At 39.2% G+C, this 15,740-nt stretch carries 18 protein-coding genes; 17 read left to right on the forward strand and 1 reads right to left on the reverse strand.

Annotated elements, in window-relative coordinates; all coding sequences use genetic code 11:
- Positions 1 to 31: 31 nt before the first annotated feature.
- Complete coding sequence (locus ACSSV9_RS12220) at positions 32 to 268, reverse strand: hypothetical protein (RefSeq protein ID WP_437347533.1); 237 nt, start codon at positions 266 to 268, stop codon at positions 32 to 34.
- Positions 269 to 321: 53 nt separating this feature from the next.
- Here ACSSV9_RS12220 and lysW point away from each other — a divergent pair, with 53 nt between their 5' ends.
- The 17 genes from lysW to arcC all read left to right on the forward strand — a co-directional run bounded on the left by lysW (position 322) and on the right by arcC (position 15,738).
- Entirely contained in the window at positions 322 to 489 is a 168-nt protein-coding gene (lysW, locus tag ACSSV9_RS12225) for a lysine biosynthesis protein LysW (protein WP_437347534.1), read from the forward strand.
- Entirely contained in the window at positions 490 to 1,650 is a 1,161-nt protein-coding gene (locus ACSSV9_RS12230) for a hydroxymethylglutaryl-CoA lyase-like TIM-barrel protein (protein WP_437347535.1), read from the forward strand.
- A 48-nt stretch (positions 1,651 to 1,698) separates the two neighbouring features.
- Positions 1,699 to 2,544 carry a lysine biosynthesis protein LysX gene (lysX, locus tag ACSSV9_RS12235; RefSeq protein ID WP_437347536.1) on the forward strand — a complete coding sequence of 282 codons (846 nt, stop codon included), beginning with the start codon at positions 1,699 to 1,701 and terminating at the stop codon, positions 2,542 to 2,544.
- Complete coding sequence (gene argC / locus ACSSV9_RS12240) at positions 2,544 to 3,590, forward strand: N-acetyl-gamma-glutamyl-phosphate reductase (protein ID WP_437347537.1); 1,047 nt, start codon at positions 2,544 to 2,546, stop codon at positions 3,588 to 3,590. Before lysX ends, argC begins: the two co-directional genes overlap by 1 nt.
- A gap of 11 nt (positions 3,591 to 3,601) precedes the next feature.
- Positions 3,602 to 4,246 carry a class II glutamine amidotransferase gene (locus ACSSV9_RS12245; RefSeq protein WP_437347538.1) on the forward strand — a complete coding sequence of 215 codons (645 nt, stop codon included), beginning with the start codon at positions 3,602 to 3,604 and terminating at the stop codon, positions 4,244 to 4,246.
- On the forward strand, positions 4,237 to 5,028 hold the full coding sequence (locus tag ACSSV9_RS12250; RefSeq protein ID WP_437347539.1) for a [LysW]-aminoadipate kinase: 792 nt from the start codon (positions 4,237 to 4,239) through the stop codon (positions 5,026 to 5,028). Before ACSSV9_RS12245 ends, ACSSV9_RS12250 begins: the two co-directional genes overlap by 10 nt.
- Before the next feature lie 9 nt (positions 5,029 to 5,037).
- Positions 5,038 to 6,192: an aspartate aminotransferase family protein gene (locus tag ACSSV9_RS12255; protein ID WP_437347540.1), complete on the forward strand. Its 1,155-nt coding sequence runs from the start codon at positions 5,038 to 5,040 to the stop codon at positions 6,190 to 6,192.
- 131 nt (positions 6,193 to 6,323) lie between these two features.
- Positions 6,324 to 6,692: an NADH-quinone oxidoreductase subunit A gene (locus tag ACSSV9_RS12260; RefSeq protein WP_437347541.1), complete on the forward strand. Its 369-nt coding sequence runs from the start codon at positions 6,324 to 6,326 to the stop codon at positions 6,690 to 6,692.
- The gene (locus ACSSV9_RS12265; RefSeq protein WP_437347542.1) at positions 6,683 to 7,195 is read left to right on the forward strand and encodes an NADH-quinone oxidoreductase subunit B; all 513 of its coding nucleotides are present in this window, start codon (positions 6,683 to 6,685) and stop codon (positions 7,193 to 7,195) included. Before ACSSV9_RS12260 ends, ACSSV9_RS12265 begins: the two co-directional genes overlap by 10 nt.
- Position 7,196: 1 nt before the next feature.
- A complete protein-coding gene (locus ACSSV9_RS12270) occupies positions 7,197 to 7,688 on the forward strand; it encodes an NADH-quinone oxidoreductase subunit C (protein ID WP_437347543.1) in 492 nt (163 codons plus the stop codon).
- A 2-nt stretch (positions 7,689 to 7,690) separates the two neighbouring features.
- Positions 7,691 to 8,941 carry an NADH dehydrogenase (quinone) subunit D gene (nuoD, locus tag ACSSV9_RS12275; protein WP_437347544.1) on the forward strand — a complete coding sequence of 417 codons (1,251 nt, stop codon included), beginning with the start codon at positions 7,691 to 7,693 and terminating at the stop codon, positions 8,939 to 8,941.
- Positions 8,942 to 8,974: 33 nt separating this feature from the next.
- Positions 8,975 to 9,448: an NADH-quinone oxidoreductase subunit NuoE gene (gene nuoE, locus ACSSV9_RS12280; RefSeq protein WP_437347545.1), complete on the forward strand. Its 474-nt coding sequence runs from the start codon at positions 8,975 to 8,977 to the stop codon at positions 9,446 to 9,448.
- A 17-nt stretch (positions 9,449 to 9,465) separates the two neighbouring features.
- On the forward strand, positions 9,466 to 10,794 hold the full coding sequence (gene nuoF, locus ACSSV9_RS12285; RefSeq protein ID WP_437347546.1) for an NADH-quinone oxidoreductase subunit NuoF: 1,329 nt from the start codon (positions 9,466 to 9,468) through the stop codon (positions 10,792 to 10,794).
- 71 nt (positions 10,795 to 10,865) lie between these two features.
- Positions 10,866 to 11,420 (forward strand): flavodoxin family protein, encoded by a 555-nt coding sequence (locus ACSSV9_RS12290; protein ID WP_437347547.1) that lies wholly within the window; start codon positions 10,866 to 10,868, stop codon positions 11,418 to 11,420.
- Between the two features lie 204 nt (positions 11,421 to 11,624).
- Positions 11,625 to 13,457 (forward strand): glutamine--fructose-6-phosphate transaminase (isomerizing), encoded by a 1,833-nt coding sequence (gene glmS / locus ACSSV9_RS12295; protein WP_437347548.1) that lies wholly within the window; start codon positions 11,625 to 11,627, stop codon positions 13,455 to 13,457.
- 17 nt (positions 13,458 to 13,474) lie between these two features.
- The gene (locus ACSSV9_RS12300; RefSeq protein WP_437347549.1) at positions 13,475 to 14,794 is read left to right on the forward strand and encodes a cyclic 2,3-diphosphoglycerate synthase; all 1,320 of its coding nucleotides are present in this window, start codon (positions 13,475 to 13,477) and stop codon (positions 14,792 to 14,794) included.
- Positions 14,791 to 15,738: a carbamate kinase gene (gene arcC, locus ACSSV9_RS12305; protein WP_437347550.1), complete on the forward strand. Its 948-nt coding sequence runs from the start codon at positions 14,791 to 14,793 to the stop codon at positions 15,736 to 15,738. Before ACSSV9_RS12300 ends, arcC begins: the two co-directional genes overlap by 4 nt.
- Positions 15,739 to 15,740: the final 2 nt, after the last annotated feature.

Raw genomic sequence — 15,740 nt, forward strand, 5'->3', positions numbered from 1 at the left:
ATATGTAGTTAAAACCGGACAGGCTACGGGTCTACATTATGCTATCGGTTCTGGAAAAACGGCCGTCAGGTGAACCATTTAAGAGAATTAATTTGCCAGTCGAGAGGAATTCCTGTAGGAAATAGACAGAGTTCGATTCCCTGAGATTTGCATATCTTGAAAAATTAAATTCTTGAGAAATATAAAGAAGAATTTTTAGTACCAATCGATAATTTATAATTATGCATAATTGTGCATAAAAATAATTTTTATATTTTTGTAAAGGCATAAAATTTTTTTTATTTTTACAATTAATTTTTCCCATAACAACGAGGTTAAAATATGAAAGCAGAATGCCCGGTCTGCGGCGCAGAAATAGAATTAGTCGAAGGTACCGTTGAGGGTGAATTGCTCGAATGCCCCGACTGTGGAACCGAGCTCGAGGTTGTTTCACTAAATCCACCCAAATTAAACGAAGCTCCTCAAGAAGAAGAAGACTGGGGTGAATAATTGGTCTGGGTTTTAGATTCCACCTTAAGAGAAGGCGAGCAAACACCAGGTGTTTATTTCGATAAGCACATTAAACTGGCCATTGCAAATATGCTCGACGAAGTGGGTGTAGACATTATTGAAGCAGGACACCCGATGGTTACGCCGGAAATACATGCTGCCGTAAAGTCGATTGCTCAAAAAAATTATAAATCTATAGTAGGGGCGCATTCGAGATCCTTAAAAGCAGATGTAGACCTGGCACTCGAATGTGGCGTTAAATTTATTGGCGTCTTTTATTGCGTTTCCGACGAACGTCTTAATACAGTATTTAAGAAGGATCTACATACGGCAATTAACCAGATTACCGATGTAATTAAATACGCAAAATCTCAGAAACCAGACCTGCTTATTCGTTACACCCCTGAAGATACTGTACGCTCCCAATTCGAGAATGTTGTAACTGCTGCAGTTGCCGCAGTAGAAGCGGGTGCAGACATAATTAGCGTGGCTGATACCACGGGATATATGGTCCCCGGTACAAAAAGAAGCATGTACGATTATATTTCTCGTCTCAAAGATGAATTCACAAAAAGAAATTTGAATCCTAAAGTTGCAGTTCATTGCCATAACGACAGAGGACTCGCATTGGCTAATTCACTCGATGCATATAGAGCGGGTGCAGACATAATTGATGCTGCAACTCTTGGTCTGGGTGAACGTGCTGGCATTACTGATCTGGCACAATTGCTGGTTGTTCTCACGGTCGATTTCGGAGAAAATAGATGGAACCTGAAAAAATTGCCTGAATTGTACGACCTGGTCAGTAAACATTCCGGAGTTCCCATCCCCCATAACTTCCCTATGACAGGGAAAAATGCATTTACACATTGTGCCGGTGTTCATACACACGCCGCTTCAATTAATCCGATGCATTATGAAAGCCTTTCACCAGATTTGTTGGGACGCCAGCGCACATTTGCACTCGATCATATGTCGGGTATTGCATCTCTCAGATATGCCCTCGGCTTAATTGGCGAAAATAATATTGACGAAGAAATGCAATACGATATACTCAAAGAAGTTAAAGCCGTCGGACAACGCGGCAGAACCGTTGACCTTCCCGAACTTAAGCATATCGTTGAGGCTGTAAAACATCATCAGACCTATAAACATATTTGATGTTTTATAGCTCTTCTAAATAAATTACAATAAGAGGAGATAAGTAAAATGAAAGTTGGCTTGCTTCATTCATTATTAAGAAAAGATGAAAAATATTTAATCGACGAATTAAATAAGGTTAAAGATGTCGAACTTGTTATGATTGACGACAGAAAGATCAAATTTAATGTTGGGAAGGATAATTTTGATTTAGATGTGGTTGTCGAAAGATGCATTAATCACTCGAGAGCATTACACGGTTTGCGCCTATTCGAGGCTGCTGGTGTTAAATGTGTCAATTCGTATAAAACAGCTACAATTTGCGGCGATAAACTATTAACCTCAGTAGCTTTAGCTGAAAACAACGTTCCCCAACCAGAGGTACGAATCGCATTTACTGAAGAATCCGCTTTAGAGGCAATCGAAGAAATGGGCTATCCCGTAGTTCTTAAACCTGCTGTCGGTTCATGGGGTAGACTGCTTTCCAAAATTAACGATAGAGATGCTGCCGAAGCAATACTGGAACATAAAACCATCCTGGGCTCTTATCATCATTCGATTTTCTATATTCAAAAATATGTTGAAAAAAGGGGAAGAGATATTCGCAGTTTCGTAGTCGGCGACGAATGTATTGCTGCAATATACAGGACATCTTCTCACTGGATTACAAATACGGCTCGTGGCGGAAAAGCTTCTAACTGTCCTGTGACGGATGAAATAGCAGATATTTCTATTAAAGCGGCTAAAGCCGTAGGCGGCGGTATTGTAGCGATCGATATATTTGAAACTGATGAAGGTTATGTCGTTAACGAAGTAAACTATACGATGGAATACAAAAACAGTATCGATACGACTGGCGTTAATATTCCAGCTAAAATGGTTGAGTATATTTTAAAAGTTGCCAGAGGGGAATAATGGAAAAAGTGAAAGTTTCTATTGTTGGTGCTTCAGGTTATACAGGTGGTGAATTACTGAGACTATTATTATTTCATCCAAATGTTGAAGTAAAACAGGTTACATCTGAATCATTTACCGGCAAATTCGTCTATAAAGTCCATCCAAATTTGCGTAAAGTAACTCAGCTTAAATTCAGCTCTGTAAGCGAGCTTGAGGAATGTGACGTTTTATTTCTCTGCCTTCCACATAATAGTTCGCAAAATAAAATTGATGAGTTTATGAAACTTGCTCCAAAAATTATTGATTTGAGTGCGGATTTCAGACTTAAGGACAGTCAAGAATATAAAAAATGGTACGGTCACGATCACTCACGTCCGGATTTATTAGGCAAGTTTGTTTACGGAATTCCAGAAATTCATCGCGAAGAAATGAAGAATTCGAATTATATTTCGAGCGCAGGTTGCAATGCCACTGCTTCTATTCTCGGCCTTTACCCTCTTTATAAAGAAGGATTGGTGGAAGAGGAGAGAACTGTAATTGAAGTTAAAGTCGGTTCAAGCGAAGGCGGTAATAAAGTAAATGAAGGTTCTCATCATCCCGAGCGCAGTAATGTGGTTCGTTCTTACATGCCAACAAGGCATCGTCATACAGCCGAAATAATTCAGGAATTGAGCTTCGGAAAAAAAATAAATATTCATTTTTCGGCAACGGCCATCGACCTTGTGAGAGGTTTGCTTGCCACCTGCCATCTATTTCTGAAAGAAAATCTTGATGAAAAAGAGATCTGGAAAATTTATCGTAAATATTATTCAAACGAACCATTTATCAGAATTGTAAAAGAAAACGAAGGCATTTACAGATTTCCGGAACCAAAACTATTAGCCGGTACGAATTACTGTGATATTGGCTTTAAGAAAGACGAGCTGTCTAATAGATTGGTTGTTATTAGTGCAATCGACAATTTAATGAAAGGAGCTGCAGGTCAGGCTCTCCAGGCATTCAATATCATGAATGGATTCGATGAAAAAACAGGACTTGAATTTCCTGGGCTTCATCCAATTTAATCGGATTAACTATGTGTCGCTTATTCTATCTTAATTCAAAAGAGAAAATAAATGCAGGAAAGTTTCTTGAAAAATTTGCACTTATTTCCCGTAATAGCAAAGAATATCAGGGACACGGATGGGGTATGGCATATTGGGTCGATGGTGAACGTAAAATATATAAAAATATTAAACCCATCTGGGAAGACGATCTCACAAAATTTGGCTATACGAATAGAATCATAGCACATGCCAGAAGCGCCTTCAGAGATGAGGGCATTGTTGTGGAAAATAATATGCCTTTTTACGACGATAAATATGTATTTATTTTCAATGGTGAATTAAGGGGCGTTAGAATTAAAGAAGACGGTAGAATTGGCGCCGAAAAAATTTTTAATTACATTAAAAGATTTGATCGAGGTTCAATTAAAGACGCATTATTAAAAGGCGCTTCGATAATTTCGAAGAAAAGCGCTTATGTAAGAGCAATGAATATCATTATAGCAGATAACTATTCGGCTTATGTCTACTCAAAATTTAACGAAGATCCCGATTATTTTACAATGCACAAAAAAATTGACAACAATATTATTCTCGTTTCATCAGATCCGTTTCCTAATGAATCTAACTGGCAAAAAATTGAAAACGAATCAATAACGGAGTTCAGATGCTTTTGATTAAAATTGGCGGCGGGGCAGATATTAATATTAAAGGAATTGTTGCAGACCTCGCAAAAATTAACGACAAGTTTATTATACTACACGGTGCAAATGCGTTACGCGATTTAATTGGCGAAAAACTCGGATACAAAAAGCGTATTGTTACCTCAGTTTCCGGTTATGATTCTGTGTTTAGCAATGAAGAAACAATCGACTTGATGATGATGACTTATGCCGGCCTCAGAAACAAAAGAATTGTAGAACTGTGCCAGCAAAACGGAATCAATGCAGTCGGTTTAAGCGGGCTGGATGGCAAAGTTATTCAGGCCAGAAGAAACAGCGGTATACGCGTGCGTCAAAATGGTAAAACTCTTTTGCTCAAAGATTTTTCTGGTAAACCTAATTCTATCAACAAACACTTGCTCGATCTTCTTCTCGACAATGGTTATACACCTGTACTGTCCGTCCCTTTGTTGGATGAAAATAATTTTGCTGTAAATTCAGAAAACGATGATATACTGGCTCTGCTTCAAAAAGAATTTAATGCTGATAAAATTATTTCTCTAATCGAGGCACCAGGCTTTTTGCTCGATAAAAATGACCCTGATTCACTATTAAAAAATATCTCGCGTAACGAACTCGAAGCGATGGAACAGAAAGTGGAAGGTAGAATGAAAAGAAAGATACTTGCACTCAGAAAATTATTCGAAGGCTCGCCTACGACTGTAATTTTATCTGACGGTCGCACTGAACATCCGCTTGAAGATGCTCTTAACGGGAAAGGAACAATAATTTCATAAAGGTGGATTATGAAAGACTTTAAAGCATTACAGCAGCAGTACGAAATTGACGTTTATCCAATGAGAGATGTTGTATTCGTTAGAGGAAAAAATTCAAGATTGTGGGACGACAGGGGAAATGAATACATCGATTTATCTTCCGGAATCAGCGTAGCTAATATTGGTCATTCCAACGAAAAAGTAGCACAAGCAATATCCGAGCAGGCGCAGACTTTAATTACATGTGCCAATACATTTTACAACGACAAGAAAGCTCTATTTCTGGAAAAACTTTTTTCTGTCGTACCTAAAAATCTAAAGAAAGCATTTTTAACTAATTCCGGCACTGAAGCAATCGAAGCTGCTATCAAGTTTGCCCGATTTACCACAAAAAAGAAAAAATTTATAGCAGCAATGAAAGGATTTCACGGCCGGACGATGGGTGCTCTCAGTGCTACATTTAAAAAAGAATACAGGGAAGCATTTGAACCTCTGGTGCCCGGCTTTTCTTTTGTGCCTTACAATAATTTTGAAAAATTAGCAGAAGCTATTGACGAGGACACTGCCGGAGTCATTCTTGAACTTGTGCAGGGAGAAGGTGGAATTAATATAGGCGATAAAGAATATTTTCAAAAAGTACGTAAGCTTTGCGATGAAAAAAATATTTTACTCATAATAGACGAAATCCAAACCGGCTTTTGCAGAACCGGCAAAATGTTTGCTATCGAACATTATGGAATTGAAGCCGATATGATGACCCTTGCAAAATCGATTGCTGGCGGTTTCCCGATGGGTGCTGTGCTCTGTTCAGATAAAATTCAAATCGAAAGAGGTAAACACGGTTCGACTTTCGGAGGCAATCCTCTGGCTTGCGCCGCCGGAATAGCTGCCATCGATTTCATGGTGGAAAATAAATTATGGGAAGCATCGACAGCAAAAGGAAATTATTTCAGAGAAAAGCTCGAAAAATATCAACTCTCTAAAGTAAGAGAAATCAGGCAAATCGGTTTAATGATCGGTATTGAATTGAAAGAAAAAGTTCAATCCTACATTGTTGAATTACTGTCGCAAGGAGTCGTTACGCTGCCTGCAGGCACAACCGTTTTGAGATTACTTCCGCCACTTACAATCGATTATGCCGACCTCGACACAGCAGCTGAAAAAATTGCCAAAGTATTGGCTTAAAAAAAAGAGGCTTTCTCTTTAATTATCATTCAAAAATTCATATCGAGAAAGCCTTCTCTTTTTAATTGAGATACTTTGACTTTATACCCACTTTTAACTTATTTTACTGAATAAAAAAATAAGATTTATCAATGTTATTAGATTATCTTCCAATTTTTCTTGTACTTGCTTTTTCTATAATAGTAAGTCTTGCAATAGTTTTTTCCTCGCGGTTATTCGGCCCATATCGACCCAATAAAGTTAAAACCATGTCGTATGAAAGTGGAAAAGACCCCGTTGGAAGCACCCACGAGCGAATTTCTGTTAAGTACTATCTCGTAGCTATGTTGTTTATTATTTTTGACATTGAAGTTATTTACGTTTATCCGTGGGCTGTTGAATTCAGGAACATGTTTCAGTCTCACGGATTATTTGCCTTTATGCCGATGTTTATATTTTTAATTGTACTTGAGCTCGGTTATCTCTACATTCTTATGAAAGGAGGATTGAAATGGGATTAGAAGCCAAGTTGACTAAAGATGGATTTATTACAACGACTATAGATGCTATTATTGCATGGGCTCGTAAAAGTTCTGTTTGGCCAATGCCTATGGGCATTTCATGTTGTGCCATTGAAATGATTGCCTCGGCAGATCCGAAATACGACCTGGCACGTTTTGGTTCGGAAGTTATGAGATTTACACCGCGCCAGTGTGATTTGATGATCGTAGCCGGTACCGTTACTTATAAAATGGCACAGGTGGTTAGAAGAATTTATGACCAGATGCCCGAACCAAAATGGGTAATTGCTATGGGTGCTTGTACTTCATCCGGCGGAATGTATCGTTCATATAACGTTGTTCAGGGTATCGACCAGTTTCTGCCCGTCGACGTCTACACTGCTGGGTGCCCACCAAGACCCGAAAATTTGATTAATGCAGTTATGACAATTCAAAAGAAAATTGGAAATACCCGCGCAAGGGATTTTCAGGATAAACCATTATTAGAACTTCAGAATAGATAATATGGATCAAAAAAGTATTACCTCAAAAATCAAAGAAAAATTTGGAGAATCGGTTTTTGAAATTACTGAATTCAGAGGCGATGTTTCAATATCTGTCGATCCGAATAAGATAGTTGAGATAGCGGAATTTCTAAAAAACGACGACGACCTTCAATTTGTGATGTGTAAAGACATCACGGCAATCGACTGGGCTACCCGAAAGAATCGATTTACAGTAGTTTATCACGTTTACTCGTTTAAGAATAATTTTAATCTCAGAATTAAGGCAACGATTTCTCAGGATCCACCTTCAATTGATTCTGTAACTTCTGTATGGCGAAGCGCAAACTGGTACGAACGAGAAACTTATGATATGTATGGAATAAATTTTCGAAATCATAACGACTTAAGAAGAATTTATATGCCCGAAGGATTTGAATATCATCCTCTGCGCAAAGAATTTCCTGTATTAGGAATACCGGGCTCATTACCACTTCCAGAAAAACCAGAATAACTATGACTAGTAACAAAAAGGTTTATACAGACGAAAAGATTTTAAAGAAATTAATGGAAGATTCGAATATAACCATCGAAGACGCTCTCGAAAACGAGATGGTTATTAATATGGGTCCTCAACATCCTGCAACGCATGGAGTGCTCAGATTGGTACTGCGAATTGATGGCGAAACAGTCGTTAATTGCGTCCCTGAACTTGGATATCTCCATCGTGGATACGAAAAGATGGCTGAGGAGATGAGTTATATCGAATTTATTCCACATACCGACCGCCTCGACTATACTGCCACAATGTGCAATAACGTTGCCTATGTTCTGGCAGTTGAAAAGTTACTGGGAATCGAAGCTCCGAAACGTGCACAATATATTCGTATGATGGTTGCAGAATTATCGCGTATTGCTGCTCATATGGTAGCTATCGGTACCTACGCAATGGATGTGGGCGCAGTTACTATGGTTATGTGGACTTTCCGTGAAAGAGAAAAAATTCAAAATATATTCGATCGCCTTGCCGGAGCTCGCTTTACGACCAGCTATACAAGAATTGGAGGAGTGGCTGCTGATGCTGATGAAGAGACTCTGAAAATGGTGCGTGATTTTCTTGACCAGTTCCACCCGGCGCTCGAAGAAATGGACAAGCTTTTGCTTTCCAACAAAATTTTTATCGACCGTCTTGAAGGAATCGGTGTGCTGAGTAAAGAAGATGCAATCGAATTGGGTGTTACAGGCCCAAATCTTAGAGCTTCGGGAGTGGCTTATGATGTTCGCCGGGCTAAACCATATCTGTTTTATGACGAAATCGATTTTAATATTCCTGTATATACCGAAGGCGACTGCCTTGCTCGTTATTTTTTGAGAGGCGACGAAGTACGCGAGAGCGTCAAAATTCTTTATCAAATTCTTGATAAAATGCCTTCAGGTGAAATTATGGCTAACGATCCTAAGCATGTATTGCCTCATAAAACTGAAATCTATACAAAGATGGAAGAACTGATTCACGATTTCATGATTATTAATTATGGCATCAACCCTCCTGAAGGCGACGTCTTCTTTTCGGCAGAAAATCCAAAAGGCGAATTGGGATTCTATATTGTAAGTAACGGCAAAGGTAATCCCTGGAAATTGAAAATTCGCTCTCCTTCATTCTGCAACTTGCAGGCAATTGCTCAGCTTTGCAAAGGAGCAATGATATCGGACGTTATTGCTATAATTGGAAGTCTCGACCCCGTAATGGGCGAAGCTGATAAATAATTATTTTTGAATAGCTGTCGGGAATAAGTAAATATGAGTTTTAAATTTACCGAAGAAAATCTTAAACGAATAGAAAATGAACGGAAAAAATATCCCGAATCTTTAGCCGCTGTTATGCCGGCTATTTATATAGCCCAGGAACAAAACGGTTATATCACAAACGAAGTAATGGCCGAAATTGCCGATGTGCTCGGAATAGATAAAGTTGAGGTTCTGGGAGTTGTTACTTTTTATACTATGTTTCATACCAAACCTGTCGGTAAATATCATATTCAGGTTTGTACAAATGTCTCGTGTATGCTTCGAGGCGGTTACGAAATTTGGGAGCATATTAAAAGCAAGCTCGGAATTGACAATATGGAAGTTACTCCCGACGGAAAGTTCTCAATCGAAGAAGTAGAATGCATGGGTGCTTGTGGGTATGCGCCAATGATTGCAATTAACGAAGATTATTATGAAAACTTGACTAAAGAAAAAGTAGAAGAAATTCTCAATTCTCTGAAATAATTTTAGGTCTGTCAATAATGGAAAGAATTGTATTACCAGAAATACCGAATTTAAATCAAATTGATGTCTATCTAAAAAATGGCGGTTTCGAAGCAGCTAAAAAGGCTTTTTCTCAAACACCCGATGATATTATCGAACAGGTGAAAAAATCTGGATTGCGAGGAAGAGGCGGCGCAGCATTCTCAACAGGTTTGAAATGGAGCTTTATGCCCAAAACGACAGACTTACCCAAATATCTTTGCATTAATGGAGACGAAAGTGAACCAGGTTCTTTTAAAGATAGACAAATATTCGAATACAATCCTTTCCAGCTAATTGAAGGAGCAATTATTGCGTGTTATGCAATAGGTGCGAAAATTGCTTACCTCTATATTCGCGGTGAATACCACAAATGGATTAAATTGATGCAACAGGCAATCGACACTGCTTACGATAAAGGATTTCTCGGTGAAAAAATGAGAACCACTTTCGGTGTCGATTTCCATTGTGATCTTTATATTCATAAAGGTGCTGGCGCATATATATGCGGTGAAGAGTCTTCATTAATGAATTCAATTGAAGGGAAAAGAGGGTATCCGCGTGTAAAACCGCCTTTCCCGGCTCAAAAAGGTTTATGGGGCTGTCCCACAACAATTAATAACGTAGAAACAATTACAAACGTCCCCCCAATTATTTTGAAGGGATGGGAATGGTTCTCAAAAATCGGGGCACCAAAACATCCGGGTACTCTTCTATTTGGCATTAGTGGACATGTCAACAAGCCCGGTGTCTACGAACTGCCCACAGGTATTTTGTTAACTGAATTAATTTATGATGTAGCAGGTGGAGTTCCTGGTAACAAGAAAATTAAATGTGTAATACCTGGGGGCTCGTCTATGCCACCACTCAGAGGCGATCAACTCGAAGGGATAAGAATGGATGCCGAATCCCTTAAAGAAGCTGGTTCGGCTATTGGAACTGGTGGTGTCATAGTAATGGATGAAGATACGAATCTTCTCAAAGTTTTGTTAAGAATTACACATTTTTATCATCACGAAAGCTGTGGCCAATGCACCCCCTGCCGTGAAGGTACAGGATGGATGGAAAAAATTCTTAAAAGAATTGACCAGGGCAATGGTACATCTAAAGATCTGGATTTATTGGTCAGTGTGGCACAAAACATTGAAGGCAATACGATATGTGCACTTGGGGATGCGGCAGCATGGCCTGTTAAATTTATGATTCAGAGATTTAGAGATGAATTTGAAAAGTATGTTAAACCTCAGGTTGTCATCCCTGTACCGAATAAAGTTCATTCAATGAGGTTTACTAAAATTTCACTCGATAATATTGTATTAAAATCCTAAATATTTTACGCAATCTGCCAGAAGGACAGAGGGTATTAAAGTTTACTATAAAATTTTTTTCAGGGCAGGAGATGGGCAAAGTACTTATCCTTTACTACAGCAAGGACGGCAGCACAGAAAAAATGGCTAAGTACGTTGCGGAAGGAGCTTTGCAAATTCCGGGCACCGAAATACGAATAAAGAACATTAACACAGCTTCGAGAGAAGATATAATCTGGTGCAATGGAGTTGCGGTAGGTTCGCCAACGCATCTGGGAATTTTATCTTCCGAAATGAAAAAATTCTGGGAAGATTTATTACCCGATTGGCAAAGGATCGATGGTAAAATTGGCTGCGCTTTTAGTTCTCAAGGGGGCTGGGGCGGTGGTGCAGAATTAACATGTATGTCGATTCTAACTGTTATGATGAACTTCGGATTTCTGGTATTCGGCGTTACCGACTATAGCGGGCATCAATTTACAGCACACTATGGTGCAGTTCAAGCTGGCGAACCAAGACTCGATAAAGAAATTGAAGCATGCCGCCGCTTAGGAAGAAGACTGGCAGAATGGGTGGCCGTATACTTCGATGGAAGAAAGGACCTTCATCCATTGAATAATCTATATAAGAGAAATCCATGGGATTGAGTTTAAGGTGGTATTGACTATTCACAACTTTTTTTCATAATTTTTCTGCACAAATTTTTTGTGAATATGTTAATAAAACACCCTCATAAAACAAGCAGACTCTTTATCTCATCAGAACTCCTTCTATTGCGTCCTTGCCCTGACCACTAATTTCATTATATTGAAATTCATTTTTATTTAATTAAAAACATAGGAGATCCATCTATGTGTGGTATTGTTGGCTATATTGGCGACAAGAATTGTGTTCCTATTTTAATCGAAGGGCTCAAACGCCTGGAATATCGGGGTTACGACTCGGCCGGTATTGCAGTGGTCGGTCAGGACGAATGCAAAACAATTAAAACTAAAGGAAAAGTCTCGGAATTAGAAAAAATTGTTTATTCGGAAAATATTTATGCCAACCTTGGCATCGGACATACACGCTGGGCTACACATGGTGAACCGAGCGTTACAAATGCACATCCGCATAGCAATAATGAGAATACTCTTTTTGTTATTCACAACGGCATTATTGAAAATTACTCCACACTTAAAAAAAATTTAATAGATGAGGGTTACATATTTGTTAGTGAAACAGACACAGAAGTTCTGGCTCATCTTATCGATCATTACCTAAAATTGAAAAATAATTTATTTCAGGCAGTCAGGTATGCCCTTAACGAAATTGAGGGTACTTATGGATTGGCGGTGATTTACAAAGGAGAGCCAGATAAAATAGTAGTTGCTCGAAAAGGATCTCCTTTAGTAGTTGGCATCGGAAAAAACGAGAATTTCGTAGCCTCAGATGTAAATGCACTAATTGTTCATACTAGCCAGGTGATATATCTTGAGGACGGTGAAATTGCAGAGGTCTACAAGGACCATTTTTCTGCTAAAACAATTCACGACGAAGAGATAATAAAAGAGATTCACAAGATTGAAATGAACGTCGATGAAATCACGAAAGGTGGATATCCACATTATATGCTAAAGGAGATTATGGAGCAACCCGATTCAATATTTAATTCGATGCGTGGTAGATTGCTACTCGAAGAAGGAATTTCCAAACTTGGCGGTCTACACGGTTATGAAGATAGAATTGCACGATCACAAAGGATCATTATTTCGGCTTGTGGAACATCGTGGCATGCCGGCTTAGTGGGCGAATATATGCTGGAAGAATATGCAGGTATTCCCGTAGAAGTTGAGTACGCATCGGAATTTCGTTATCGACGCCCGATAATTCGTCCTGAAGATACTGTCATTTTTATATCGCAAAGCGGCGAAACCGCCGATACTTTAGCCTCGCTTAGAGAAGCCAAAAAAAAGGGAGCTCTTTGCCTGGGAGTTTGTAATGTTGTAGGCAGTTCAATTGCACGAGAAAGCAATGCCGGCGTTTATATTCACGCTGGTCCAGAAATCGGTGTAGCTTCAACAAAAGCATTTACATCTCAACTGGTGGTTCTGTCTTTGATAACATTGTTGCTTGCTCGCAAGAAAAATCTCAGCCTGCTTGAAGGTCAAAAAATAATACGCGAGTTGCAGTCCCTGCCGGATAAGGTGAAAAAAATATTGGAATCGAACGATCAGATCGAAAAAATTGCCGAAGAATATATGTCGTGCAGAAACTTTCTTTATCTTGGACGTGGGTACAATTTTCCTGTAGCGCTGGAAGGGGCGCTTAAATTGAAGGAAATTTCTTATATCCATGCCGAAGGATATCCCGCTGCAGAAATGAAGCACGGACCGATTGCATTGATTGATGAAAATATGCCGGTGGTTTTTATTGCAACTAAGGATGCCGTTTATGATAAAGTTATAAGCAACATAGAAGAAGTTAAAGCTCGTAAAGGAAGAATTCTGGCTATTGTTAACGAAGAGGACGATTATATTGAAAAATTAGTCGACCACGTCATCAAAGTACCAAAAACGATTAATATGCTTCAACCGATTCTAAGTGTAATACCACTTCAGCTGCTTGCTTATCACGTGGCTGTTAAGAAAGGATTGAATGTAGACCAACCAAGAAATTTGGCTAAAAGCGTAACTGTAGAATAAATAAACAGAGGTGTAGTATGACTAAAAGAAAAGTAATTATTATGGGGGCAGCGGGACGCGATTTCCATAATTTCAATGTCTATTTCAGGGACAATGAAAACTACGATGTGGTTGCTTTTACAGCAACACAGATCCCTAACATCGATGGAAGAGTTTATCCTGCCGAACTCGCAGGTAAACTATATCCAGACGGTATTAAAATATACGACGAAAGTGAACTCGTCGATTTAATTAGAACGCTCAAAGCAGACGAAGTAGTATTTGCTTATTCTGACGTCCCTTTTGAATACGTTATGACAAAGGCTTCAATAGTTAATGCTGCTGGTGCTTCATTCAGGTTGATGGGTGCTAATGAAACGATGATTAAAAGTAGCAAACCGGTTATTTCGGTACTCGCTGTGCGAACTGGATGCGGTAAATCTCAAACTTCCAGAAAAATCGTAAAATTATTATCCGAAGCGGGCAAAAAAGTTGTAGCAATACGTCATCCAATGCCCTATGGCGATCTGGTCAAACAAAAAGTACAACGCTTTGCTTCTTATGAGGACCTGGATAAATATGAATGTACAATTGAAGAACGAGAAGAATACGAACCACATATTGCACGCGGAGGTGTGATTTATGCAGGCGTCGATTACGAAGCTATTCTCAGACAAGCAGAAAAAGAAGCTGATATAATTCTGTGGGATGGCGGCAATAATGACATGTCGTTTTATCATTCCGACCTTACATTTACGGTGGTCGATCCGCATCGCCCCGGTCACGAATTGAAATATTATCCAGGAAATACTTCACTTCGAATGGCAGATGCGGTTATAATTAATAAAATCGATTCAGCAACTAAAGAGGGTATTGAAACGGTAAGAGAAAATGTTCACAATGTAAATCCAAATGCAGTGATTATCGAAGCTGCATCACCCATTATGGTAGACAAACCTGAATTAATAACAGGCAAACGCGTTCTGGTAGTCGAAGATGGTCCAACATTAACTCACGGCGAGATGAAATATGGAGCTGGTACTGTAATTGCTCAGAGATTGAATGCAAAAGAGATTGTGGATCCACGACCTTACACCGTTAAATCGATCGCCGATACATACAAAAAATATCCAAATATTGGCAAATTGCTTCCTGCTATGGGATACGGCGAGCAACAAATCAAAGATCTCGAAGAAACAATTAACCGTACTGATTGTGACTCGGTTGTAATCGGTACTCCAATCGACCTGGGGCGAATTCTTAAAATCAATAAACCTACAACAAGAGTAATGTATGAGCTCGACGAGAAAGGAGAAGTTACTGTCGAATCCGTTCTAAGGTCGAGAGGTTTGTTATGAATAAAATAGCCGTTGTCGCATTGGGCGGGAATGCCCTTTTGAGGGGGGACGAAGCAGGAACAATCGAGCAGCAAGAGAAGCATACGCTCGAAACCTGTGAAAAATTAATAGGTTTGTTAAAAAACGGTTATAACCTCGTTCTAACTCACGGCAATGGACCACAAGTTGGCAATATTCTACTCAGAAACGAAGCCGGCTACAATCAATTTAATATTCCCAAAATGCCTCTCGATATCTGTGTGGCCGATTCCCAGGGTGGAATCGGCTATATGATCGAAAGGCAAATGCGTAATGCAATGAGCAAGACCGACATTCAAAGAAACGTCCTGGCAATCATTACGCAGGTTCTTATCGATATTAACGATCCAGCATTTCAAAATCCGACTAAACCGATTGGAAGATTTTATTCTAAAGAAGAAGCCAGCAGCCTTAACAGAGAAAAAGGCTGGATATTCAAAGAAGATCCAGCTGGAAGAGGATGGAGGAGAGTGGTTCCTTCACCTAAGCCTGTTGACATTATGAATAAACAGGTAATTAAAGAAATGGTAGAAAGGGGGCATATTGTAATTGGTGTCGGAGGAGGCGGAATACCGGTTTACTGGCATCAAGATACCAAATACCTCGAAGCTATCGAAGCGGTTATCGATAAAGACCTGGCCTCAGGTTTACTTGCCAGCGAAATTAACGCCGACCGTTTCTACATTATTACGGATGTACCAAAAGTTTATATCAATTATAAAAAAGAAGACCAGAAGCAGCTGGATCAATTGAGTGTTACAGAAGCCAAAAAATTATACGACGGCGGGCACTTTCCGCCCGGAAGCATGGGACCGAAAATTCTTGCTGCAATTCAGTTCGTCGAAAAAACTGGTAACGAAGCCATCATAACAAATCAGGAAGAAATTGAAAAAGATAACTGCGGAACGAGAATTATTCCTTCATAATT

Source organism: Melioribacter sulfuriphilus, from assembly GCF_051488685.1.
In the GTDB taxonomy this organism is placed as follows: Bacteria; Bacteroidota; Ignavibacteria; order Ignavibacteriales; family Melioribacteraceae; genus Melioribacter.

Bases quoted from the DNA above. Each gene is read 5' to 3' on its own strand.
- ACSSV9_RS12245 (WP_437347538.1), top strand. From the start codon at position 3,602: ATGTGTCGCTTATTCTATCTTAATTCAAAAGAGAAAATAAATGCAGGA.
- ACSSV9_RS12260 (WP_437347541.1), top strand. From the start codon at position 6,324: ATGTTATTAGATTATCTTCCAATTTTTCTTGTACTTGCTTTTTCTATA.
- ACSSV9_RS12250 (WP_437347539.1), top strand. From the start codon at position 4,237: ATGCTTTTGATTAAAATTGGCGGCGGGGCAGATATTAATATTAAAGGA.
- arcC (WP_437347550.1), top strand. From the start codon at position 14,791: ATGAATAAAATAGCCGTTGTCGCATTGGGCGGGAATGCCCTTTTGAGG.
- lysX (WP_437347536.1), top strand. From the start codon at position 1,699: ATGAAAGTTGGCTTGCTTCATTCATTATTAAGAAAAGATGAAAAATAT.
- lysW (WP_437347534.1), top strand. From the start codon at position 322: ATGAAAGCAGAATGCCCGGTCTGCGGCGCAGAAATAGAATTAGTCGAA.
- nuoF (WP_437347546.1), top strand. From the start codon at position 9,466: ATGGAAAGAATTGTATTACCAGAAATACCGAATTTAAATCAAATTGAT.
- ACSSV9_RS12265 (WP_437347542.1), top strand. From the start codon at position 6,683: ATGGGATTAGAAGCCAAGTTGACTAAAGATGGATTTATTACAACGACT.
- glmS (WP_437347548.1), top strand. From the start codon at position 11,625: ATGTGTGGTATTGTTGGCTATATTGGCGACAAGAATTGTGTTCCTATT.
- nuoE (WP_437347545.1), top strand. From the start codon at position 8,975: ATGAGTTTTAAATTTACCGAAGAAAATCTTAAACGAATAGAAAATGAA.
- ACSSV9_RS12290 (WP_437347547.1), top strand. From the start codon at position 10,866: ATGGGCAAAGTACTTATCCTTTACTACAGCAAGGACGGCAGCACAGAA.
- argC (WP_437347537.1), top strand. From the start codon at position 2,544: ATGGAAAAAGTGAAAGTTTCTATTGTTGGTGCTTCAGGTTATACAGGT.
- ACSSV9_RS12300 (WP_437347549.1), top strand. From the start codon at position 13,475: ATGACTAAAAGAAAAGTAATTATTATGGGGGCAGCGGGACGCGATTTC.
- ACSSV9_RS12220 (WP_437347533.1), bottom strand. From the start codon at position 268: ATGCCTTTACAAAAATATAAAAATTATTTTTATGCACAATTATGCATA.
- ACSSV9_RS12270 (WP_437347543.1), top strand. From the start codon at position 7,197: ATGGATCAAAAAAGTATTACCTCAAAAATCAAAGAAAAATTTGGAGAA.
- nuoD (WP_437347544.1), top strand. From the start codon at position 7,691: ATGACTAGTAACAAAAAGGTTTATACAGACGAAAAGATTTTAAAGAAA.
- ACSSV9_RS12255 (WP_437347540.1), top strand. From the start codon at position 5,038: ATGAAAGACTTTAAAGCATTACAGCAGCAGTACGAAATTGACGTTTAT.